Source organism: Streptomyces sp. NPDC059371 (genome assembly GCF_042751995.1).
Classification (GTDB): Bacteria; Actinomycetota; Actinomycetes; order Streptomycetales; family Streptomycetaceae; genus Streptomyces.
Window position 1 is genome coordinate 8972 of record NZ_JBHYXD010000057.1, and the last position, 21637, is coordinate 30608.

A 21637-nucleotide genomic window follows, 5' to 3' on the forward strand; every position below is an offset into this window, starting at 1 on the left:
GGGGGGGGGGGGCGCCGCGCACACCCCCCCCCCCGCCGGACCCGGCCCCCCCCGGCGGGGGCCCCGGGGCCCCCGGGCCGCCCGCCCGGGGGGCCCCCCGCAGGCCCGCCCTGCCGTGCGTCCCGCCGCCGCGCCCCCGTCGGTCGGGGGAATCTCCGCGAATCGCGACCGGAGCTGGTCGGGGGTCTTGACGGACCCGAGGCCCCGGACGCGGACGGTGAAACGGTGCTCGACGTCGAGGCGCGTCCTGGGCAGTACGGCCAGCGGGTGCCCCAGTTCTCGCAATCGCTCCGCGTAGGCGTCGAGGACAGGCCGGCCGCGTCCCGTGCCGATCAGGGCCAATTCCCCGAGAAGGCAGGCGCGCACGTCCGTCGAAGGATCCTGGGCGTCGTCCGGCAGCTCCTCGAACAGAGGTACCAGGTCGCGCAGTTGCTGGGCCTTGGCCAGCTTCGCGGCCACGGATCGCCGCAGCCGGTCGCCTTCCTCCCGCTCCACGGGGCCGACCGGCAGCAGACGGCCCACCAGGTCCACGGCGAACCTCGCGCAGTCCCGGGACCGCGTCTCGGCGAGAACGTCGGCGACGCGTCCGATGGCCGGCACGGCCGCGGCGGATGCGGAGCCCCCATCGGCCGCCTCACGGCCCAGCCGCTGCGCGGCCTCGTACAGCTCCTCGGGGCGCGACTCGGCCAGAAGCTTGAGCTCCGCCGCGCCGGACAGGTTCCCGAGGGGGCGATGGGAAGCGTCGTCGCCGGGCGTTGCTTGGTTGTCGTTCACGCCCGAAGTCTATGAGCGGGCATCACGCAACTTTGCTGAGGCGTAAGTGCGTTGAGTGCGGCGCTGTGACGGGGGACGGCGGCTCGGTGACACGGCGGTGCTGACCCAGGAGTGGGACGCGGGCCACCGCCTGACCAGCCAGACGGTCACCAGGAACGCCGTCCTCGGTGCCGGACCGTCCGACGCGCCGCTGCTGCGCCGCTCGTACCTGTACGGGCAGGACGGTGACCTCACCGCCGTCGACGATCAGACCTTCGGAACACGCCGGTTCACCCATGACCGCCTCGGCCGGGTGGCGACGGTCTCCGCCGCGGGATGGTCGGAACGCTACGCGTACGACGCGGCGGGCAATGTCAGCCGGGCCGAGGTCTCCGGAAGCCCGCAGGGGGACCGGGTCCACGACGGCACGCTCGTGCGCCGGGCCGGTCATGTGACGTACGTCCACGACGCGCAGGGGCGCCTCGTCCGGCAGACGCGCAAGCTGCTGTCCGGCGGCGCGCGGGTGTGGACGTACACCTGGGACGGCGAGGACCGGCTCACCCAGGTCACCACCCCGGACGGGCGGCACTGGACGTACGTGTACGACGGTCTCGGCCGCCGCACCGCCAAACGTCTGCTCGGCGACGACGGCCACACGATCGAGGAGACGCTCTTCACCTGGGACGGCTCGCACCTCGCCGAACAGAGCGGTTCCGGCGACGGCCCGACCAGAAGCTGGGAGTGGGCTCCCGGCACCGACCGCGCACTGCTCCAGATCGACCAGGACGAGGTCGACCGCCGCTTCTACGCCATCGTCACCGATCTGGTCGGCACCCCCACCGAACTGGTCGACGAGGAGGACAGGGTCGCGTGGCGGGCCCGAACCACGTTGTGGGGCAGCCCCGCCGGAGGCGCTGAGGACCTGGCCGACTGTCCTCTGCGCTTCCCGGGCCAGTACCACGACGACGAGACCGGCCTCCGCTGCAACTTCCGGCGCTACTACGACCCCGAGACCGCCCGCTACATCAGCGCCGACCCCCTGGGCCTCGCCCCCGCGCCGAACCACCACGCGTACGTCGCGAACCCGCTGCGCTTCACCGACCCTCTGGGGCTCGTGAGCTGCGAGGGCAGCAACCACGGGATCAGCACCGACCGCGAGACCCACATCGAGGGCCAGCACGGCCCCGGCGCCCAGGACCGGGTCCGGGAAGCGGCGGACCCCACCGGGCCGGAGCCCTCGCTGCCCGGCGAGTTCTACGACGACTTCCTCTGGGACGGCGACGACTTCGTCCTGGGGCGGCGGCTCATGGAGGGCGTCGACCGAACACCGGCCATACCCAACCCGCGCGCCCGTGCGGGCCAGAACACCCACCTGCACCGCTTCGACTACGGCGATCCCGTCGGAATCAACGGCAGCGGACGGGAGACGAGCGTGGTCGAGGTCGTCATCCGCGACGGCAACATCCACACGGCCTATCCCTTGTGAGCCGCCCGGGGGGCCGCCAACCCGCCCCGTCGGCGGCCCTCCGCGTGCTCGCTCAGCCCTGTACGACAGTGATGTCCTGGTCCCGGACCGCGTGGAACGCGGGGAGCGGGAGGCCGGTGGCGCTCAGTTCCATGATGGTGGCCTGGACGTGGGCCGGGCCCGCCTTGAGGGTGCCGGGGGCGGGCTTCTCCGAGTTGGTCCAGGTGTGCTCGGCGCCGTCGCAGAGCGCCGTGGAGCCGCCGATGCCCTGGCTGATCCAGGGGTCGCTCTGCGATACCTGGGAGGAGACGAAGACGGGACCCGAGGCGCCCGTGCAGCGGTAGGTGCCGGAGAGGGTGACGGTGCCGTCGGCGGCGACCGTGCCGGTCGGGGCGACGGTCAGCTCGCCGGAGGGGTCGGACAGGGCGACGGCGGACGGGGCGAGGAAGAGGAGCAGCGCGGCACCGGCGGCAGCGCCGACGGCCTGGCGGAACAACATGGGATACCTCCTGGAGCGGGGACCTGCACGGGTGCTCAACAGGTACCGGTCCAAGGCCCCGAAGCCGGTGATCATCACCCCTTTGGTGGCGAGTTGGCGCCGTCCGTCTTGGGGACGTCCGAGAGTTGTCCTCGTGTTGTCACGCTTCACGGCCGGGTGTTCCGATCAGTTCGCCCCGCGCGCATGGTCTATTCATGCGAGGGCGACGACAGCGCCGCCGACACTCTTCGCATCCCACGTGGAGGTGCACCATGTGTTCTCACCGGTCTTCGTGCCTGTCCGCGGACGCCATCGCCCCGCACATCGTCTCGGCCCATCCCGAGCAGGGCTGGAACCTCCTGTGCAACGGCGCGATCGTCTTCGACGACAGCGGTGAACTGCTCCCCGACGGCAGCGTGGTCGCTCCGCACCGGCTGTTCGCCGACCGGCTGGCCGTCGCGGCCTGATCCCCGTATCTCCGCCGCGCCCCGCGGTCCTACGCCAGCACGGCGAAGCCGTCGAGTTCGACCAGCGCCTGTTCGTCCCACAGGCGCACGGCGCCGACGACGGCCATCGCGGGGTAGACGCGGCCCGCCAGCCGACGCCAGATGCCGCCCAGTTCGGCGGCATGGGCACGGTAGTCGGCGACGTCCGTGGCGAAGACCGTCACCCGGGCCAGGTCCGCGGGAGTGCCGCCCGCCGCCCGGAGTGCGGTCAGCAGATTGGCCAGCGCCCGCTCGAACTGCGCGGGCAGGGTGTCCCCCACCACCTTTCCGTCCACGTCCAGGGCGGTCTGTCCGGCCAGGAAGACGACGCGGGAGCCGGTGGCGACGACGGCGTGCGAGAACCCGGCCGGCGGGGAGAGCTCGGGCGGATTGACGCGCTCGACGGTCATACGCGGTACAACTCCTTCGCGATGATGGTCCGTTGGACTTCGCTGGCCCCCTCGTAGATGCGCGGCGCGCGCACCTCGCGGTAGAGGTGTTCGAGCAGGTGGCCACGGCGCAGGGCGCGGGCCCCGTGCAACTGGACGGCCGCGTCCACGACGTACTGGGCGGTCTCGGTCGCGAGCAGTTTCGCCATCGCCGCCCGCCGGGGCACGTCCGGCGCCCCCGCGTCGTACGCCGCCGCCGCCGCGTACACCATCAGCCGGGCCGCCTCGGTGCGCAGCGCCATCTCGGCGACCTGGTGGGCCACGGTCTGCAGGTCCTTCAGCGGGCCGCCGAACGCCTCGCGCCGCGCCGTGTGCGCGAGGGCCGCGTCCAGCGCGGCCTGCGCCATGCCGACGGCGAAGGCGCCCACGCTCGGCCGGAAGAGGTTGAGGGTGTTCATGGCGACCCGGAACCCGTGGCCGGGTTCGCCGAGCACGTCGTCCGCCGTGACGGGTACGGCGTCGAAGGCGAGGGTGCCGATGGGGTGCGGGGAGAGCATGTCGAGCGGGGTTCCGGTGAGCCCGGGGCGGTCGGCGGGGACGAGGAAGGCGGTGACACCGCGGGCTCCGGCGTCGGGCGTGGTGCGCGCGAAGACGGTGTAGAGGTCGGCCTCGGGTGCGTTGGAGATCCAGCATTTCTCGCCGGTGAGCCGCCAGCCGCCGGTGCCGTCCTCGTCCGCCCGGAGCGCCAGCGCGGCGGCGTCCGAACCGGCGCCGGGCTCGCTCAGCGCGAAGGCCGCCACGGCGGTGCCGTCCGCGACCCGGGGCAGCCAGTGTCCGCGCTGGGCGTCGGTGCCGTGGGCGTGGACGGGATGGGCGCCGAGCCCCTGGAGGGCGAGTGCCGTCTCGGCCTCGGTGCAGACCTGGGCCAGGGACTCACGCATGAGGCAGAGGTCGAGGGCGCCTGAGGTGAACAGGCGGGAGAGCAGTCCGAGCCGGCCGAGTTCGGCGACGAGCGGCCGGTTGACGTGGCCCGGCTCGCCCTTGTCGGCCAGGGGGCGCAGCTGGTCCGCGGCCAGCGCGCGCAGCTCGGCACACCAGGCGATCTGCCCCGGTTCGAGCGAGAATGCGGTCATTGCCCGTCCTCTCTCCCCATCGGACGCCACCCACGTTATCGCGAACCGTTGACTGTCGTCACCAACACGATACGCTCCTTGTGCGAGCCCACCACGACGCCCACCGGGGCAGCCCACCAAGGCAAGGGGGCGAGACGCCATGGACCTTGTGGATCCCCTGGATCCCGCAGACATTCCGGGGCCGGCACGCTCGGCCCACGTCGACACCTTCGCGCGCGACCATCTCCCGCCCCCCGAGCAGTGGCCCGAGCTCCGCTTCGACCTGCCCGAGCTGCGCTACCCCGTCCGGCTCAACTGCGCCGCCGAGCTCCTCGCGGACACCGACCCCGAACGCCCGGTGTTCCGTACGCCGTCCGGCGCCCCGTGGACGTACGGACAGCTCCGCGCCCGGGTCGACCGGATCGCCCATGTGCTGACCGGCGAGCTGGGTGTCGTGCCGGGCAACCGGGTGCTGCTGCGCGGCCCGACCACGCCGTGGCTCGCGGCCTGCTGGCTGGCGGTGCTGAAGGCGGGCGCGGTCGCCGTCACGGTGCTCGCGCAGCAGCGGCCGCACGAACTGGGCACGATCTGCTCGATCGCACGGGTGACGCACGCCCTGTGCGATGTCCGCTCGGTCGACGACCTGGTCAAGGCGGAGGTTCCCGGGCTGCGGGTCACCGCGTACGGCGGTGACGCCCCCGGCGATCTGCTGCTGCGGATCACCGGCGCCCCGGACGAGCCCTTCGACGCGGTGGACACGGCCGCCGACGACGTGGCGCTGATCGCGTTCACCTCGGGCACCACCGGCCGGCCCAAGGGCTGTATGCACTTCCACCGCGACGTGCTGGCGATAGCGGACACGTTCTCGAAGCATGTGCTGCGGCCGCGCGAGGACGACGTCTTCGCGGGCAGTCCGCCCCTGGGCTTCACGTTCGGGCTCGGCGGTCTCGTGGTCTTCCCGCTGCGCGCCGGCGCCTGCTCCCTGCTGCTCGAACAGGCGGGCCCCAGGCAGTTGCTGCCCGCGATCGCCGAGCACCGCGTCTCCGTGCTGTTCACCGCCCCGACCGCCTACCGGGCGATGCTGGCGGAGATGGCGGAGGCGGACGGGCACGACGTCGGGTCGCTGCGCCGCTGTGTGTCCGCCGGCGAGAACCTTCCCGCCGCGACCTGGCGGGACTGGGAAGGCCGCACCGGGCTCGGCATCATCAACGGCATCGGCGCCACCGAGCTGCTGCACATCTTCATCTCCGCCGCCGACGGGCACATCCGCCCCGGCACGACGGGCCTGCCCGTGCCGGGCTGGCAGGCGCGCGTGGTCGACGCCGGCGGAACGCCGGTGACGGACGGCGAACCCGGCCTGCTGGCCGTGCGCGGCCCGGTCGGCTGCCGGTATCTCGCCGACCCCCGGCAGCGGGAGTACGTACGCGACGGCTGGAACATCACCGGTGACACCTATGTCCGCGACCCCGACGGCTACTTCCGCTATGTGGCCCGCGCCGACGACATGATCATCTCGGCCGGGTACAACATCGCGGGCCCCGAGGTCGAGGACGCGCTGCTGCGGCACCCGGACGTCCTGGAGACGGCCGTCGTCGGACGGACCGACGAGGCGCGCGGGCAGATCGTGGTGGCGTACACCGTGGTCAAGGAGGGCGCCCGCAAGGACGGCGAGGCGCTGCGGGCCTTCCTCAAGTCCGAGCTGGCGCCGTACAAATGTCCCCGCGAGATCGTCTTCCTGGACGCGCTGCCACGGACCGCCACGGGCAAGCTCCAGCGGTTCAGACTGCGGGAGGAGGCCCGTAACGACGGCGGTACGGGCACCCCGTCGCCGCCCGTTCCGCGGGAGCCGGCGTCCGCGCCCGAGGGCGGCCTGCCCGCGGACGGCGATCTCAAGTGATCTTCGCGCACTAGAGTGATCAACGTGTCAGAGCACCACGCCCCCCGGTCCCTCATCGTCACCTTCTACGGCGCCTACGGCCGCTTCGCGCCCGGTCCGGTACCGGTGGCCGAGTTGATCCGGCTCCTCGCCGCGGTCGGCGTGGACGCGCCCTCGGTGCGCTCGTCGGTGTCCCGGCTCAAGCGCCGCGGGCTGCTGGAGCCGGCGCGCACCGCGGCGGGCGCGGCCGGATACGCGTTGTCGCCGGACGCACGGCAGTTGCTCGACGACGGCGACCGCCGGGTGTACGCGACGACGCCTCCCGAGGACGGCGGCTGGGTGCTCGCCGTGTTCTCCGTGCCCGAGTCGGAGCGGCAGAAGCGGCACGTCCTGCGCTCGCGGCTGGCCGGTCTCGGCTTCGGCACGGCCGCTCCCGGAGTGTGGATCGCCCCTGCCCGGCTGTACGAGGAGACCCGGCACACCCTGGAACGGCTGCGGCTCGACGGGTACGTGGAGCTGTTCCGGGGCGAGCATCTGGGGTTCGCGGCGACGGCCGACGCGGTGGCCCGCTGGTGGGACCTGACCGCGATCGCCAAGGAGCACGAGGCGTTCCTCGGCCGGCACGCGCGGGTGCTGCACACCTGGGAGGACCGGACGGACACCCCGCCCGACGAGGCCTACCGCGACTATCTGCTCGCCCTCGACTCCTGGCGCCATCTTCCTTACACCGACCCGGGGTTGCCCGCGGCGCTGCTCCCCGGGGACTGGCCCGGCGCCCGTTCGGCGACCGTCTTCCGGGCGCTGCACGAGCGACTGCGGGACGCGGGCGCGGAGTTCGCCGGGGTGCCCCCGTGGTCGGGGCACCCGGAAGCGCTCACGTACCCAGGGTGAGACGCGGTTTGGGGGCGTCGGTGCGGCCGGTCTGCGGGCGGCGGCTGCCGGCGCGGTAGGGCATCGGCCAGTCGGCGCCCGGCCCTTCGTAGCCCTGTTCGGCGGCGGCGTGCAGCGTCCAGTTCGGGTCGTACAGATGCGGCCTGGCGAGCGCGCACAGGTCCGTCCGGCCGGCCAGGATCAGGGAGTTGACGTCGTCCCAGGAGGAGATCGCGCCGACGGCGATCACCGGGATCCCGGTCTCGTGCCGGATCCGGTCCGCGTACGGCGTCTGGTAGGAGCGGCCGTACTCGGGGCGCTCGTCCGCCACGACCTGGCCGGTCGACACGTCCACCGCGTCGGCGCCGTGCGCGGCGAAGGCCCGGGCGATCGCGACCGCGTCGTCGCCCGTGGTGCCGCCCTCGGCCCAGTCGGTGGCGGAGATGCGGACGGTCATCGGGCGCTCGGCGGGCCACACCGCCCGCATCGCGTCGAACACTTCGAGGGGGAAGCGCAGCCGCCTCTCCAGCGAGCCGCCGTACGCGTCGGTCCGCCGGTTGGTCAGCGGGGAGAGGAAGCCGGAGAGCAAGTAGCCGTGGGCGCAGTGCAGTTCGAGGAGGTCGAAGCCGCAGCGGGCCCCGCGGCAGGCGGCCGCGGTGAACTGCTCGCGCAGATCGGTGAGCTGGGCACGCGAAAGCTCACGGGGTGTCTGGCTGTTCCGCCTGTACGGGAGCGGCGAGGCGGCCACGAGGGGCCAGTTGCCGTCCGGCAGCGGTTCGTCGATGCCCTCCCACATGAGCCGTGTCGAGCCCTTGCGGCCGGCGTGGCCGAGCTGGAGCCCGATCGCGGCGCCCGGGGCCTGACGGTGCGTGAAGTCCACGATCCGCCGCCAGGATTCGGCCTGCCGGGCGGTGTAGAGGCCGGCGCAGCCGGGCGTGATGCGCCCCTCCGCGCTGACGCACACCATCTCGGTCATGACCAGTCCCGCGCCGCCCAGGGCCCGGGCGCCCAGGTGGACGAGATGGAAGTCGCCGGGGACGCCGTCCACGGCCGAGTACATGTCCATCGGCGAGACGACGACACGGTTGCGCAGGGTCAGTCCGCGCAGCCGGAACGGGGTGAACATCGGCGGGGTGCCGGGCGGGCAGCGGAACTCGCGCTCGACCGCGGCCACGAAGCGCGGATCGCGCAGCCGCAGGTTGTCGTGCGTGACACGGCGGCTGCGGGTGAGGAGGTTGAACGCGAACTGCCTGCTCGGCTGGCCGAGATGGCGGCCGACGTTCTCGAACCAGTCGAGGCTGGCGCGGGCGGCCCGCTGGGTGGAGGCGACGACCGGGCGCCGTTCCTCCTCGTAGGCCGCCAACGCCTCTTCCAGTGAGGTCTGTTCCTCCAGACAGGCCGCCAGTGCGAGCGCGTCCTCGACGGCGAGCTTCGTCCCGGAGCCGATGGAGAAGTGCGCGGTGTGCGCCGCGTCGCCGAGCAGGACCAGATTTCCGTGCGACCAGCGGTCGTTGACGATCGTGCGGAAGGTCGTCCACGTCGAGTTGTTGGCGCGCAGCGGGCGTCCGCCGAGCGCGTCCGCGAAGATCTTGCCGCACCGCTCGACGGACTCCGTTCCGTCGAGGTCCGCGAACCCCGCGGCGCGCCAGACCTCTTCGCGCATCTCGACGATGACGGTGGAGGCGTCGGCCGAGTACGGGTAGCCGTGGAGCTGCATCACGCCGAGTTCGGTCTCGGCGATCTCGAAGCGGAAGGCGTCGAAGGCGAAGTCCGCGGCGAGCCAGATGTAGCGGCAGCGGTGCTCCTCGACGGACGGCCGGAACACCTCCGCGTGGGCCGCGCGGGTGAGGCTGTGCAGGCCGTCGGCGGCGACCACGAGGTCGTACTCCGCCATGAGTTCGTCCACGGGCGGGGCCTCGGCGGTGAAGCGCAGGTCGATGCCGAGCGAGCGGCAGCGTTCGTGCAGGATCTCCAGGAGCCGGCGCCGTCCGAGCGCGGCGAAGCCGTGGCCGCCGGAGGTGTGCCGTACCCCGCGGTGCACGATGTCGATGTCGTCCCAGCGGACGAACTCGGCCTGGAGCGCGGCGTACACGACCGGGTCGGCGTGCTCGATGCCGCCCAGGGTCTCGTCCGAGAGGACGACGCCGAAGCCGAAGGTGTCGTCGGGCGCGTTGCGCTCCCAGACGGTGATCTCGCGGTCCGGGTCCAGGCGTTTGAGGAGGGCGGCGGCGTAGAGTCCGCCGGGGCCACCGCCGATCACCGCGACACGCCGAGCGTCGGCCTTCACCCGCATCCCGGGCTCACCTCCCCCGCCACTTCGGGGCCCGCTTCTCCGTGAAGGCGGCGTGGAACTCGGTGTAGTCCTCGCCGTTCATCAGCAGGGCCTGGGTCGCGGCGTCCAGTTCGACGGCCGCCGCGAGCGGCATGTCCAGTTCGGCGGTGAGCAGCGCCTTGGTCTGGGCGTACGCCAGGGCCGGGCCGTCGGCGAGACGGCGGGCCAGCGCCTGGGCGCCCTCGTCGGCGTGGCCTTCGTCGGTGAGCTCGCTGATCAGCCCGATGCGTTCGGCCTCGGGCGCCCGCACCGGTTCGCCGAGCATCAGCAGCCGGGTCGCGTGGCCGAGTCCGACCACGCGGGGCAACAGATAGGCCGCGCCCATGTCGCCGCCGGACAGCCCGACCCGGGTGAAGAGGAACGCGAAGCGGGCGCTCGGGTCGGCCACCCGGAAGTCCGCGGCCAGGGCCAGCACCGCTCCGGCGCCCGCCGCCACCCCGTGCACCGCCGCGATCACCGGGAACGGGCATTCCCGTACCGCCCTGACCACCTGCCCGGTCATCCGGTTGAAGTCGAGGAGCTGGGCGGTGTCCATGGAGAGGGTCGCGCCGATGATCTCGTCGACGTCGCCGCCGGAGCAGAATCCGCGGCCCTCGCCGGCGAGCACCAGGGCCCGCACGGACCGCTCGCGGGACAGCTCGGCGAGCAGATCGCGCAGGTCGGCGTAGGCGCCGAAGGTGAGCGCGTTGAGTTTCTCGGGGCGGGCCAGGGTGACCGTGGCGACGCCGTCGGTGAGCTCGTACCTCAGATGCTGCCAGTCGGCGGTGCGGGCGGCGGAGCCGGTGAAGGGACTCATGGCGGGCGGCCTCCTAGGGCGGGGGCGACGCGATACGGCTGCCCCACCAAGTTATCACTCGTTCGTGACTGTCGTCACGAGTGCGCGATAGGGCGATGGAGGGACAGGGCGAAGGGGCGACGCCGCGAGAGCGTGACGACTACGAGCCGTGCGCCGTGACGACTACGAGCCACGCGCGACGACTACGAGCCATGAAAGAACAGTCGCGCGCGGTGAGCGAGCGGACACAAGTCGTGAACACGGGGGCGGGAGGGGACCGTGGTCCGTCACCCCGTCACGGACCTTCGACAGACGTGTAACGGCGGGAGCGGACAGGGGAGGGGGACCGTTCGTCCGGGTAGACAGCCCGTATCGGACCGAACGTCCCGAAAGGTGGCCACACCCCCTCCCGAACACATCGGCCGATGTCCCGAGAAAGCCCACCGCGCGCGTTCGGCCGGTGGAGCCGTACCATTCCTTAGGTTGCAAGCAGGACAGCCTGCTCCATGAACGGACTCGCCTTGCCCGACACCCCAGCACCCGCCTCCTGGCGCATCGCGCTGCCGCACACCGTCGCGGCCGTGCCGGTGGCCCGCGCCCTGGTCCGCACGGCACTCGCGGAACGGGAGCACGCGGCCGACAGCGACACCGCCGAGCTGCTCACGGCGGAGCTGGTCGCCAACGCCGTCGAGCACACCGCGGGCGACGGCCCCATAGAGCTGGTCGTCGAGCTGATGCCGACCGGCTGCCGGGTCGAGGTGCACGACCCGGACCCGGTTCCGCCCCTCGATCTCACGCTGCCGCACCCGCCCGGCGAGCCGGACCCCTGGCAGGAGCACGGGCGCGGTCTGCTGCTGCTCCGCGCCCTCAGCTCGGCCTGCGGACACCGCCCCACCGACTCCGGCAAGGCGGTCTGGTTCAGGCTGCCCGTGATCCCCGCCCAGCGCCGGCCGGCGCTGTAGCCGTCCGCACGGGACACGACGTACGACCCGCGGGCCCGCGGGGAGATCAGGCGAGCGTGGCGACCATGATCGCCTTGATGGTGTGAAGCCGGTTCTCGGCCTGGTCGAACACCACGGAGTGCGCCGACTCGAAGACCTCGTCGGTCACCTCGAGCGAGTCGAGTCCGTACACGTCGTACAGCTCGCGACCGACGCGGGTGCCTAGGTCGTGGAAGGCCGGCAGGCAGTGCAGGAACCCGACGTCCGGGTTCCCGGTGGCACGCAGCACGTCCATGGTCACGGCGTACGGGACGAGGGCGGCGATGCGCTCGGCCCACACCTCCTTGGGCTCCCCCATGGAGACCCAGACGTCGGTGGCGACGAAGTCGGCGCCCAGGACACCCTCGGCCACGTCCTCGGTGAGGGTGACGGCGCCGCCGCTCTTCGCGGCGAGTTCGCGGGCCCGCGCGACGATCTCGTCGGCCGGCCAGTAGGCCCGCGGGGCCACTATCCGCACGTCCATGCCGAGCAGCGCGCCGGTGATCACGTACGAGTTGCCCATGTTGAAACGGGCGTCACCCAGATAGGCGAAGGTGATCTCGCCGGCCGGCTTGGCGCAGTGCTCGGTCATCGTGAGGACGTCGGCCAGCATCTGGGTGGGGTGCCACGCGTCGGTCAGGCCGTTGTAGACCGGCACTCCGGCGTGGGCGGCCAGCTCCTCCACCGCGTCCTGGCTGTCGCCGCGGTACTCGATCGCGTCGAACATGCGGCCGAGCACACGGGCGGTGTCCTTCACGGACTCCTTGTGGCCGATCTGGGACCCGGCCGGGTCCAGATACGTCGTCGAGGCGCCCTGGTCGGCGGCCGCGACCTCGAAGGCGCAGCGGGTGCGCGTCGAGGTCTTCTCGAAGATCAGCGCGATGTTCACGCCGGTGAGATACCGGGTCTCCGCCCCGAGCTTCTTGTCGGCCTTGAGTCCGGCCGCCAGCTCGACCAGGCCGAGGAACTCCTCCTCCGTGAAGTCCAGCTCCTTGAGGAAGTGACGGCCGGCGAGGGCGGTCGGGACTGTCGCCATGGGGGCGCTCCAGGGATGACGGGGACGAGGACGGGACCGGACGTCTGAAATTCTATACGACGCTCAGCATTTATATGCAGTCTGTCGTTCGACCGCGCAGGACGATCCCGCCCCTCGGCCCGCACGGGCCCCTTCGAACCGGACGCCGTACGACTAGACCGGGTCCCGTACGACGGGGCAGCTCATACAGCGGGGGCCACCCCTGCCCCTGCCCAGCTCGCTGCCCGGGATCTCGATCACCTCGATGCCCTGCTTGCGCAGGTGGGTGTTGGTGGTGGAGTTGCGCTCGTAGGCGATGACGACGCCCGGCTCGACGGCGAGGACGTTGCAGCCGTCGTCCCACTGCTCCCGCTCGGCCGCGTGCACGTCCTGCGTGGCGGTCAGGACCCGGATCTCGTTGAGGCCGAGCGCCGCGGCGATGGCGCGGTGCATGTGCTCCGGGGGATGGTCGGTGACCTTCAGTTCCTTGTCCCCCACGCCCGGCTCGATGGTGTACGAGCGGAGCATGCCGAGCCCGGCGTACTGCGTGAAGATGTCGCCGTCGACCATCGTCATCACCGTGTCGAGGTGCATGAGCGCGCGCCGCTTGGGCATGTCGAGCGCCACGATGGTGCGGGCCGAGCCGGCCGCGAACAGCTTGTGGGCGAGCATCTCCACGGCCTGGGGCGTCGTCCGCTCGCTCATGCCGATGAGCACCGCGCCGTTGCCGATCACGAGGACGTCGCCGCCCTCGATGGTGGACGGGTAGTCGGCCTGCCCCTCCGACCAGAGGTTGAAGCCCTCCTCGCGGAACAGCGGGTGGTACCGGTAGATCGCCTCGAAGTGCACGGTCTCGCGCTGCCGGGCCGGCCAGCGCATGGCGTTGATGGAGACCCCGTCGTAGATCCAGGCGGAGGTGTCACGGGTGAAGAGGTGATTGGGCAGCGGCCGCAGGAGGAAGTCGTCGAGGTCCATGACGTGGAAGCGCACGGAGGTGGGCTCCGCGTGCGCGTCCAGGAACTCGCGCTTGGTCATGCCGCCGACCAGCACGGAGGCCAGCTCCTCGGCGGGCATCGCCTCGAAGGCGGCCCGGAGGTGGTCGGTGGCGAGCGGCCCGTACTCCTTCTCGTCGAAGACCCGGTCCAGGACGAGAGACCTGGCCTCCCCGGTCGCCAGGGTCTCGGTGAGCAGGTCGCCGAAGAGGTGGACGGTGACCCCACGGTCGCGCAGGACGTCGGCGAACCCGTCGTGTTCCGCGCGCGCCCGGCGTACCCACAGCACGTCGTCGAAGAGCAGTGCGTCCTTGTTGCTGGGGGTGAGCCTTTTGAGCTCGAGATCGGGCCGGTGAAGGATGACGCGGCGCAGCCGCCCGGCCTCGGAGTCGACGTGGAATCCCATGTCTCCATCCTGACCATCCGGACGCGTGTTCACCCGTGGATCGCTCCAGCCGCCCCGCATTCATTTCGTCCCCTTGACGATAAGCGGTCGATTCATTATCGTCTCAATGACGACAACGAAGAAGCGGAGCCGCCGGGCCGACCCGGCGTCGAGGGGGTACTCATGGCCGACATCACGCGACGCCTCGGCTGGCGCCATCTGCGGGGGGCGCCCACCGCCCACGTCCGGCACCACAAGTCGGGGCAACTGGTCCACGACGGTCCCGGACTCAGCTTCTGGTACCGCTCACTGACCGCGGCGCTCTCCGAAGTCCCCGTCGACGACCGCGAGCTGGCGATGACCTTCCACGCCCGGACGTCCGACTTCCAGGACGTGGCGGTGCAGGCGACCGTCACCTACCGGATCAGCGACCCGTCGATCGCCGCCTCCCGCATCGACTTCTCCATAGACCCCGACTCCGGTGCCTGGCGCGGCACCCCGCTGGAGCAGCTCGGCTCGCTGCTGACCGAGACGGCCCAGCAGCACGCGCTGGACGTGCTGGCCCGTACGTCACTGGCGTCCGCCCTGGTCGACGGCGTCGCGGCGGTACGGGAGCGGATCGCGGACGGCCTCGCCGCCGAACCCCGGCTGCCCGCCACCGGCCTGGAGGTGGTCGCGGTGCGGGTCGTCGCGCTGCGCCCGGAGCCCGAGGTGGAACGGGCGCTGCGCACCCCCGCCCGCGAGCAGATCCAGCAGGACGCGGACAAGGCCACGTACGAACGCCGGGCGGTCGCCGTCGAGCGGGAGCGTGCCATCGCTGAGAACGAACTCCACAGCCAGATCGAACTCGCCCGGCGCGAGGAGCAGTTGGTCGACCAGCGCGGTACGAACGCGCGCCGCGAGGCCGAGGAGCTCGCGGCGGCCGACGCGGTGCGCGCCGGGGCGGAGGCGGCCCGGACGGTCCGGCTGGCCGAGGCGGAGGCCACCCGGTCGCTGCGGCTCGCCGAGGCGGAGGCCACGCGCAAGGTGCGGCTGGCGGGGGCCGAGGCGCAGGCGGAGCGCGAGGTCGGCGCGGCGCGGGCCGAGGCGCAGGCGGCCTGGCTGCGGGTCCACGGCGACGTCGATGTCGCCACGCTGCACGCCCTGACCGGCAGCCGGCTCGCCGAGAACCTGCCGCGGATCGAGAACCTCACGCTCTCGCCCGACGTCCTCACCGGGCTGCTCGCCAAGCTGGGCAACGGCACCGCCGGGGACTCGGCGTGAGTCTCGCGCCCCGGGTCGTCATCGTCCACCGGACCACGGAGTACGAGGAGTTGACGGCCCGGCACGGCACGCACGGGCAGGCGGCGTTCTTCCTGTCCTCGCGCGGCCGGGACATCGCGGAGGTCGCCGAGCGGCACCGGCGGGCCCGCGAGGCGCTCGCCGCGGTCGTGGCGGCCATTCCGCTGACGTGGCGTCAGGCTCGCGTGGAGCGCGCCGATCTGGACCGTTTCCTGTTCGCGCCGGAGGACGTGGTGGTCGTGGTCGGCCAGGACGGGCTGGTCGCGAACGTCGCCAAGTACCTGGCGGGTCAGCCGGTCGTGGGGATCGACGCCGACCCCGGGCGCAATCCGGGCGTGCTCGTGCGGCACCGGCCCGGGGACGCGGGGGCGCTGCTCGCCTCGGCGCACGGGGGCTCCGCCGACGAGCTGACCATGGTCGAGGCGGTCGCGGACGACACCCAGCGGCTGGTCGCGCTCAACGAGATCTATCTGGGAGCCGCGGGCCATCAGACGGCCCGCTATCGCCTGGGGCTCGACGAGTACGGGGGTGCCGTCGAGCCCCAGGCGTCCTCCGGGGTGCTGGTGGGGACCGGGACGGGGGCCACCGGCTGGCTGCGCTCGGTGTGGCAGGAGCGGGGGGAGCGGCTGCCGCTGCCGGGGCCCACGGACGAGCGCCTGCTCTGGTTCGTCCGCGAGGCCTGGCCCTCGCCGGCCACGGGCACCTCGCTCGTGGCCGGCGAGCTCACCGGGTCCGGGCGGCTGTCCCTCACGGTGGAGTCGGACCGGCTGATCGTGTTCGGGGACGGGATGGAGGGGGATGCGGTGGAACTGGTCTGGGGCCAGACCGTGCAGGTGGGGGTGGCCGGGGTTCGGCTCCGCCTGGTCGGTTGAGGTTCGCTTCGCTCCCTCGCCGCCGGGCTGCGCCGAACCCCGCCGGGCCCCGTGGCCCCGGACCGGGCTTCCCCGGGGCGGGGTCCGTTGCGTGTGCCCCGGTGGGGGCGGGTTCGGCCGCGGGTCCGGTGGGGGCCGGCCGCGCAGTTCCCCGCGCCCCTTGCGGGGCTCCCACCGGGCCGGCGAATACCGGTCCCGGTGGGTGCGGGAATCGGCTGCGGCCCCGGTGGGGGCCGAGCACGCCGTTCCCCGCGCCCCTTGCGGGGCTCCCCCACCCGGGACGCGGAGGGACCCTTGCGGGGCCGGCCCGGGTCGGGAGCGTGGACCCGCTACAGGCGGGGGTCCACCGGTTCGGATTCCAGGGAGAGGACTCCGAAGACCGCCTCGTGGACGCGCCACAGGGGTTCCCCCTCGGCCAGGCGGTCCAGGGCTTCGAGGCCGAGTGCGTACTCGCGGACGGCCAGGGACCGCTTGTGGTTGAGGAAGCGGCCCCGCAGCCGGGCGAGGTTCTCCGGACGGGTGTACTCCGGACCGTAGATGATCCGCAGGTACTCGCGGCCCCGGCACTTGATGCCGGGCTGCACCAGGCGCCCGTGCTCGCCGCGCACCACCGCGCCGACCGGCTTCACGACCATGCCCTCGCCGCCGCGGCCGGTCATCTCCAGCCACCAGTCGACACCGGCCCGCACCGACTCCGGGTCACCGGTGTCGACGAAGAGCCGCCGGGTGGTGTGCAGCAGTCCGCTCCCGTCGTTCTCCACGAGCCGGTCGATCAGGGCGAGTTGCTCGTCGTGCGGCAGCGCGGCGAGACTCCGGCCCTGGACGGCCAGGATCTGGAACGGTGCGAGGCGGACGCCGTCGAGGCCGTCCGTGGTCCAGCAGTAGCGGCGGTACGCGTCCGTGAACGCCTGCGCGTCCGTGGCCCGTTCACGCTGACGCGCCAGCAGGTCCGTGACGTCGACGCCCCGGGCCGCCGCCCCCTCCAGCGCGGCCACCACTCCCGGGAACACCGCCCCGGACGCGGCGCCGACAGCGGCGTACTGACTGCGCAGCAGCCCGGACGCCTTCAGCGACCACGGCATCAACTCGGCGTCCAGCAGCACCCAGTCGGTGCCCAGCTCCTCCCACAGCCCGGCCTCGGTCGCCGCCGCGCGCACCCGGCCCAGGATCTCCTCGGTGACGGCGGAGTCGTCGAAGAAGGGGCGGCCGGTACGGGTGTACAGCGACCCGGTGGGGCCGTCGACACCGAACCGCTCGCGCGCCACGTCCGCGTCCCGGCAGACCAGGGCCACCGCCCGCGACCCCATGTGCTTCTCCTCGCACACGACCCGCGCGACCCCGTCCTCCCGGTACTGGGCGAAGGCCTCGGCGGGGTGCTCCAGATAGCCGTCAAGGTGCGAGGTCGCGGTCGGCGCCATGGTCGGCGGGAGGTACGGCAGCAACCGCGGGTCCACGGCGAAACGGCTCATGACCTCCAGCGCCGCGGCCGCGTTCTCCTCGCGGACGGCCACCCGCCCGGCGTGCCGGGTCTCGACGGCCCTGCGGCCGTGCACGTCCGCCAGGTCCAGCGGACGGCCCTCGTGACCGCCGGGCGCCTCGGTGGCCAGCGGCTTGGCCGGCTCGTACCAGACCCGCTCGGCTGGTACGTCGACGAGCTCGCGCTCCGGCCAGCGCAGGGCGCTGAGCTTGCCGCCGAACACGGCGCCGGTGTCCAGGCAGATGGTGTTGTTGAGCCAAGTGGCGTTGGGGACCGGGGTGTGTCCGTAGACGACCGCCGCACTGCCCCGGTAGTCCTCCGCCCACGGATAGCGCACGGGCAGCCCGAACGCGTCGGTCTCCCCCGTCGTGTCGCCGTACAGCGCGTGCGAGCGCACCCGGCCCGAGGTGCGGCCGTGGTACTTCTCGGGCAGACCGGCGTGGCAGACGACGAGACGTCCGCCGTCGAGGACGTAGTGACTGACCAGCCCGTCGACGAACTCCCTCACCGAGGCGCGGAATTCCTCGCTCTCCGCGTCCATCTGCTCAATGGTCTCGGCGAGTCCGTGCGTGTGCTGGACCTGGCGGCCCTTGAGATAGCGGCCGAGCTTGTTCTCGTGGTTGCCGGGCACGCACAGGGCGTCGCCGGAGGCGACCATGGACATCACGCGGCGCAGCACGCCGGGCGAGTCCGGACCGCGGTCGACGAGGTCGCCCACGAACACGGCCGTACGGCTCTCGGGGTGCGCACCGTCGACGTAGCCGAGCTTGCCGAGCAGGGTCTCCAGCTCCGAGGCGCAGCCGTGGATGTCGCCGACGATGTCGAACGGGCCGGTGAGGTGGGTCAGGTCGTTGAACCGCTTCTCGGTCACGACCGACGCGTTCTCGGCGTCCGCGACCCCGCGCAGGACGTGCACCTTGCGGAAGCCCTCCCGCTCCAAGGAGCGCAGCGAGCGCCGCAGTTCGCGGATGTGGCGCTGGATCACGCGGCGCGGCATCTCGGCGCGGTCGGTGCGCGTCGCGTTGCGCTCGGCGCAGACCTCCTCCGGCACGTCGAGCACGATGGCGATGGGCAGCACGTCGTACTTCCTGGCCAGCTCGATCAGCTGGCGGCGGCTGTCCTGCTGCACGCTGGTGGCGTCGACGACGGTCCGGCGGCCGGCCGCGAGCCGTTTGCCGGCGATGTAGTGCAGGACGTCGAAGGCGTCGCCGCTGGCGCTCTGGTCGTTCTCGTCGTCGGCGACCAGCCCCCGGCAGTAGTCGCTGGAGATGATCTCCGTCGGCTTGAAGTGCCGCCGGGCGAAAGTGGACTTGCCGGAGCCCGAGGCGCCGATCAGCACCACGAGGGAGAGGTCGGTGACGGGCAGCACGCGCCCCTGTTCGGTCTGCTCGCTCATGCGGCCTTCTCCTCCTTCGCGTTCGGGGTGCCGGTGGCTCCGGTCGTGCCGGTGGCCAGGGTGAAGACGGCCATCTGGGTGGGCGGGCCGACCTCGGGGTCGTCGAGGCCGACAGGGGTGAACTCCACGTCGTATCCGTGCCGTTCGGCCACCGCGCGGGCCCAGGAGCGGAACTCCTCGCGGGTCCACTCGAACCGGTGGTCGCCGTGCCGGGAGTGGCCGGCCGGCAGGGTCTCCCAGCGGACGTTGTACTCGACGTTCGGGGTCGTCACGAGGACGGTCCGCGGGCGGGCGGAGCCGAATACCGCGTACTCCAGGGCGGGCAGCCGGGGCAGGTCGAGGTGCTCGATGACCTCACTGAGCACGGCGGCGTCGTACCCCTTCAGACGGCGGTCGGTGTAGGCGAGCGAGCCCTGGAAGAGCTGGACGCGGGCGGCCTGCCGCTCGCCCATGCGGTCGAGCTTGAGGCGGCGCGAGGCGATGGTGAGCGCCCGTATCGACACGTCGACCCCGACGATCTCGGTGAACCGCGTGTCCTTGAGCAGCGCCTGCACCAACTGGCCCTGCCCGCACCCGAGATCGAGGACCCGGCTCGCGCCGGACGCGTGCAGCGCGGCCAGGATCGCGTCCCTGCGCTGCACGGCGAGCGGTATCGGCTTCTCCTCGGTGTCGGTCTCCTCGTCGACGGCGTTGTCGATCTCCTCGACCGCGATGTCGTCGGTCTCGGCGAGCCGGGCGAGTTCGAGCCGCTCCATGGCCTCCCGGGTCAGCGACCAGCGCCGGGAGAGATAGCGGCTGGTGATCAGCTTCTGCTCCGGGTGGTGCTGCAGCCAGCCCTCGCCCGCCCGCAGCAGCTTGTCGACCTCGTCGGACGACACCCAGTAGTGCTTGGCGTCGTCGAGGACCGGGAGCAGCACATACAGGTGCCGCAGGGCTTCGGCGAGCGTCAGCTCCTCCGACACCAGGCCCAGGCGTACGTAGCGGGAGTCGCCCCACTCCGGGAAGCGCTCGTCGAGCGGCACGGCCTCGGCCGTCACCGTCCAGCCCAGCGGTTCGAAGAGCCCTCGCACCAGGTCGGCGCCACCGCGCGCGGGCAGCGCGGGCACCTCGACGCGCAGCGGCCTCGTCTCGGCGGGCAGCTCGGGCCGGGCGTTGCACTGGCCCTTCATCGCGCTGGTGAACACGGCGCTGAGCGCCACGGCGAGCAGCGAGGAGGCGGCGTACGGGCGGTCGTTGACGTACTGAGAGAGTGCCGCGTCGGGGGCGCCACCGCGTCCCTTCCCCTTGCCCCGCCTGACCAGCGCGACCGGATCGACCTCCAGGAGCAGGGCGGCCGTGCAGCGCTCGGCGGTCGCCTCGGGGTACAGCACATGCGCCGTCCCGTACGACGTCGAGAACTTCTGGGCGTTGTCCGGATGCTTGTGCAGCAGAAAGCCGAGGTCGGTCGCGGGCCGCTCTGGGGTACCGGTGGTACTGATCGTCAGGAACACGGTGTGTCTGCCTCGATACGTCTTCTGAGCTGTGGACACCCGGCGACTCGTCCGGCCGGTGCGCTGCGCGCATCCGCCGGACGCCGTCGGGTCACAGCGTGGGCGAGCGCGTCTCGGCCGTCGCCGCTCCCGGCTCCTCCGCGGCCCGCGTAGCCCGTGGCCACGCCGCGCCGCGGCCGACCGCAGGGGCGACGCCTGCCCTCGGCGCGCCCCCACAACGTACAGCGGAAACCGCAGGTGGACCCGGGGTTTTTCGCCGCGCGCGAAGGGTGCGACCGAAGAATTCCGGGCCGCCGGCCGAGGCTTCGGGGCAGGCCGGCCGGACGCTTCGGGGCAGGCCGGCCGGAGGCTCCGGGCCGGGCCGGCCGACGGCTCCGGGCCAGGTCAGCCGGAGGTTCCGAGCCGGTCAGCAGGAGCTTCCGGGCAGGTCGTCCGGAACTTCCGAGCCGGGTCGGTCGGCGGCTCCGGGCCGGGTAGGCCGGCGGCTCCCGGCCGGGTAGGCCGGCGGCTCCCGGCCGGGTCGACAGGGGTTCCGGGCAGGTCAGCCGGAGGTCTCCGGTTCGCGGCGGGCGCCGCTGTCGGAGCCGTCGGCGCCGTCCATGCCCGCACCGGTGAGCAGGGCGGCGGCGGTCGCGAGGGCGAGGCCGTCGAGGCCCTGGCCCTGCATGACGGCCCGGACGCCCGATCCGTCGAAGGCGACGGTCAGTTGGCGCGCGAGGAGCTCGGGGTCCCCCGCTCCGCCGCGCTCCGCCTCGCGCCGGAAGAACGCGGTCAGCTCGTCCTTGCCGCGGCGGGCCACCAGGCTGGCGGGGTGGTCCGGCGCCTTCAGCTCGGCGCTCACGGCCACGAAGGGGCAGCCGCGGTAGTCCGGGCGCGCGGCCATCTCCTCCAGACGTTCGAAGACGTACAGGACGCGGTCACGCGGCGCCCGGTCGTCGTCGGGGGGCAGCAGGAACGCCAGGTACGCGGGCGCGCTGCGCTCCAGGCTCGCCGCCAGCACGCCGTCCTTGCTGTCGAAGAGCTGGTACATCGAACGCTTGGACACCCCCGCCACCCGGCACAGCGCCTCGACACCGACGCCGACGCCCTCGCGATAGAAGAGCTCGGCCGCGGCGTCGAGCAGTCGGTCGCGGGTCGGTGAACCGGCGGTCGCGGTCGGGGTCGCCTGTGTCATGAGGCCAGCTTACGTTCTCCGCTTGCTTCTCGGAAACCGA

18 protein-coding genes are annotated in these 21637 nt (G+C 72.7%); 7 read left to right on the top strand and 11 right to left on the bottom strand.

Translation table 11 applies throughout. The features are described 5' to 3' along the window. A partial coding sequence (locus tag ACFXGX_RS27215) for a DUF6183 family protein (protein ID WP_384795871.1) occupies nucleotides 1–774 on the bottom strand: 774 nt, incomplete at its 3' end. A gap of 97 nt (nucleotides 775–871) precedes the next feature. Here ACFXGX_RS27215 and ACFXGX_RS27220 point away from each other — a divergent pair. Next, nucleotides 872–2239 (top strand): RHS repeat domain-containing protein, encoded by a 1368-nt coding sequence (locus ACFXGX_RS27220; RefSeq protein ID WP_384795873.1) that lies wholly within the window; start codon nucleotides 872–874, stop codon nucleotides 2237–2239. 52 nt (nucleotides 2240–2291) lie between these two features. On the opposite strand, the gene ACFXGX_RS27225 is transcribed toward ACFXGX_RS27220, so the two are convergent. Further along, nucleotides 2292–2717 carry a DUF6299 family protein gene (locus ACFXGX_RS27225; RefSeq protein ID WP_384795875.1) on the bottom strand — a complete coding sequence of 142 codons (426 nt, stop codon included), beginning with the start codon at nucleotides 2715–2717 and terminating at the stop codon, nucleotides 2292–2294. Nucleotides 2718–2968: 251 nt separating this feature from the next. Between ACFXGX_RS27225 and ACFXGX_RS27230 the strand changes: the two genes are divergently transcribed. Then, the gene (locus tag ACFXGX_RS27230; protein WP_384795877.1) at nucleotides 2969–3163 is read left to right on the top strand and encodes a DUF5999 family protein; all 195 of its coding nucleotides are present in this window, start codon (nucleotides 2969–2971) and stop codon (nucleotides 3161–3163) included. Nucleotides 3164–3192: 29 nt separating this feature from the next. Here the strand turns inward: ACFXGX_RS27230 and ACFXGX_RS27235 are convergent, their stop codons facing one another. Next, nucleotides 3193–3591: a RidA family protein gene (locus tag ACFXGX_RS27235; protein ID WP_384795879.1), complete on the bottom strand. Its 399-nt coding sequence runs from the start codon at nucleotides 3589–3591 to the stop codon at nucleotides 3193–3195. Further along, nucleotides 3588–4703 carry an acyl-CoA dehydrogenase family protein gene (locus tag ACFXGX_RS27240; RefSeq protein WP_384795881.1) on the bottom strand — a complete coding sequence of 372 codons (1116 nt, stop codon included), beginning with the start codon at nucleotides 4701–4703 and terminating at the stop codon, nucleotides 3588–3590. The genes ACFXGX_RS27235 and ACFXGX_RS27240 overlap by 4 nt, the downstream gene beginning before the upstream one ends. A 139-nt stretch (nucleotides 4704–4842) precedes the next feature. Here ACFXGX_RS27240 and ACFXGX_RS27245 point away from each other — a divergent pair, with 139 nt between their 5' ends. Together ACFXGX_RS27245 and ACFXGX_RS27250 are read left to right on the top strand one after the other, a co-directional pair. Then, entirely contained in the window at nucleotides 4843–6579 is a 1737-nt protein-coding gene (locus tag ACFXGX_RS27245; protein WP_384795883.1) for an AMP-binding protein, read from the top strand. A gap of 15 nt (nucleotides 6580–6594) precedes the next feature. Next, nucleotides 6595–7449 carry a PaaX family transcriptional regulator C-terminal domain-containing protein gene (locus ACFXGX_RS27250; RefSeq protein ID WP_384795885.1) on the top strand — a complete coding sequence of 285 codons (855 nt, stop codon included), beginning with the start codon at nucleotides 6595–6597 and terminating at the stop codon, nucleotides 7447–7449. Here the strand turns inward: ACFXGX_RS27250 and ACFXGX_RS27255 are convergent. Together ACFXGX_RS27255 and ACFXGX_RS27260 are read right to left on the bottom strand one after the other, a co-directional pair. Next, nucleotides 7433–9721: a bifunctional salicylyl-CoA 5-hydroxylase/oxidoreductase gene (locus tag ACFXGX_RS27255; protein WP_384795887.1), complete on the bottom strand. Its 2289-nt coding sequence runs from the start codon at nucleotides 9719–9721 to the stop codon at nucleotides 7433–7435. The genes ACFXGX_RS27250 and ACFXGX_RS27255 overlap by 17 nt on opposite strands. Nucleotides 9722–9728: 7 nt before the next feature. Then, on the bottom strand, nucleotides 9729–10556 hold the full coding sequence (locus tag ACFXGX_RS27260) for an enoyl-CoA hydratase family protein (RefSeq protein WP_384795889.1): 828 nt from the start codon (nucleotides 10554–10556) through the stop codon (nucleotides 9729–9731). A 485-nt stretch (nucleotides 10557–11041) separates the two neighbouring features. Between ACFXGX_RS27260 and ACFXGX_RS27265 the strand changes: the two genes are divergently transcribed. Next, on the top strand, nucleotides 11042–11497 hold the full coding sequence (locus tag ACFXGX_RS27265) for an ATP-binding protein (protein ID WP_355762972.1): 456 nt from the start codon (nucleotides 11042–11044) through the stop codon (nucleotides 11495–11497). Nucleotides 11498–11543: 46 nt separating this feature from the next. Here ACFXGX_RS27265 and argF read toward each other — a convergent pair whose 3' ends face one another. Both argF and ACFXGX_RS27275 read right to left on the bottom strand, forming a co-directional pair. Then, on the bottom strand, nucleotides 11544–12551 hold the full coding sequence (gene argF, locus ACFXGX_RS27270; protein ID WP_384795891.1) for an ornithine carbamoyltransferase: 1008 nt from the start codon (nucleotides 12549–12551) through the stop codon (nucleotides 11544–11546). A 153-nt stretch (nucleotides 12552–12704) separates the two neighbouring features. Next, nucleotides 12705–13928 carry an arginine deiminase gene (locus tag ACFXGX_RS27275; RefSeq protein WP_384795893.1) on the bottom strand — a complete coding sequence of 408 codons (1224 nt, stop codon included), beginning with the start codon at nucleotides 13926–13928 and terminating at the stop codon, nucleotides 12705–12707. Between the two features lie 162 nt (nucleotides 13929–14090). Here ACFXGX_RS27275 and ACFXGX_RS27280 point away from each other — a divergent pair, with 162 nt between their 5' ends. Beyond that, nucleotides 14091–15170, top strand: a complete 1080-nt coding sequence (locus tag ACFXGX_RS27280; protein WP_384795895.1) for an SPFH domain-containing protein — start codon at nucleotides 14091–14093, stop codon at nucleotides 15168–15170. Then, on the top strand, nucleotides 15167–16060 hold the full coding sequence (locus ACFXGX_RS27285) for a hypothetical protein (RefSeq protein WP_384795897.1): 894 nt from the start codon (nucleotides 15167–15169) through the stop codon (nucleotides 16058–16060). Before ACFXGX_RS27280 ends, ACFXGX_RS27285 begins: the two co-directional genes overlap by 4 nt. 329 nt (nucleotides 16061–16389) lie before the next feature. On the opposite strand, the gene ACFXGX_RS27290 is transcribed toward ACFXGX_RS27285, so the two are convergent. The 3 genes from ACFXGX_RS27290 to ACFXGX_RS27300 all read right to left on the bottom strand — a co-directional run bounded on the left by ACFXGX_RS27290 (nucleotide 16390) and on the right by ACFXGX_RS27300 (nucleotide 21597). Then, nucleotides 16390–18933, bottom strand: a complete 2544-nt coding sequence (locus ACFXGX_RS27290; RefSeq protein WP_384795899.1) for a polynucleotide kinase-phosphatase — start codon at nucleotides 18931–18933, stop codon at nucleotides 16390–16392. Further along, nucleotides 18930–20423, bottom strand: coding sequence for a 3' terminal RNA ribose 2'-O-methyltransferase Hen1 (locus ACFXGX_RS27295; protein WP_384795947.1), 1494 nt, complete (start codon nucleotides 20421–20423; stop codon nucleotides 18930–18932). Before ACFXGX_RS27295 ends, ACFXGX_RS27290 begins: the two co-directional genes overlap by 4 nt. Before the next feature lie 541 nt (nucleotides 20424–20964). Continuing rightward, nucleotides 20965–21597 carry a TetR/AcrR family transcriptional regulator gene (locus ACFXGX_RS27300; RefSeq protein WP_384795901.1) on the bottom strand — a complete coding sequence of 211 codons (633 nt, stop codon included), beginning with the start codon at nucleotides 21595–21597 and terminating at the stop codon, nucleotides 20965–20967. Between the last annotated feature and the right edge of the window lie 40 nt (nucleotides 21598–21637).

Bases quoted from the DNA above. Each gene is read 5' to 3' on its own strand.
- ACFXGX_RS27225 (WP_384795875.1), bottom strand. From the start codon at position 2,717: ATGTTGTTCCGCCAGGCCGTCGGCGCTGCCGCCGGTGCCGCGCTGCTC.
- ACFXGX_RS27230 (WP_384795877.1), top strand. From the start codon at position 2,969: ATGTGTTCTCACCGGTCTTCGTGCCTGTCCGCGGACGCCATCGCCCCG.
- ACFXGX_RS27235 (WP_384795879.1), bottom strand. From the start codon at position 3,591: ATGACCGTCGAGCGCGTCAATCCGCCCGAGCTCTCCCCGCCGGCCGGG.
- ACFXGX_RS27240 (WP_384795881.1), bottom strand. From the start codon at position 4,703: ATGACCGCATTCTCGCTCGAACCGGGGCAGATCGCCTGGTGTGCCGAG.
- ACFXGX_RS27245 (WP_384795883.1), top strand. From the start codon at position 4,843: ATGGACCTTGTGGATCCCCTGGATCCCGCAGACATTCCGGGGCCGGCA.
- ACFXGX_RS27255 (WP_384795887.1), bottom strand. From the start codon at position 9,721: ATGCGGGTGAAGGCCGACGCTCGGCGTGTCGCGGTGATCGGCGGTGGC.
- ACFXGX_RS27260 (WP_384795889.1), bottom strand. From the start codon at position 10,556: ATGAGTCCCTTCACCGGCTCCGCCGCCCGCACCGCCGACTGGCAGCAT.
- ACFXGX_RS27265 (WP_355762972.1), top strand. From the start codon at position 11,042: ATGAACGGACTCGCCTTGCCCGACACCCCAGCACCCGCCTCCTGGCGC.
- argF (WP_384795891.1), bottom strand. From the start codon at position 12,551: ATGGCGACAGTCCCGACCGCCCTCGCCGGCCGTCACTTCCTCAAGGAG.
- ACFXGX_RS27275 (WP_384795893.1), bottom strand. From the start codon at position 13,928: ATGGGATTCCACGTCGACTCCGAGGCCGGGCGGCTGCGCCGCGTCATC.
- ACFXGX_RS27280 (WP_384795895.1), top strand. From the start codon at position 14,091: ATGGCCGACATCACGCGACGCCTCGGCTGGCGCCATCTGCGGGGGGCG.
- ACFXGX_RS27290 (WP_384795899.1), bottom strand. From the start codon at position 18,933: ATGAGCGAGCAGACCGAACAGGGGCGCGTGCTGCCCGTCACCGACCTC.
- ACFXGX_RS27300 (WP_384795901.1), bottom strand. From the start codon at position 21,597: ATGACACAGGCGACCCCGACCGCGACCGCCGGTTCACCGACCCGCGAC.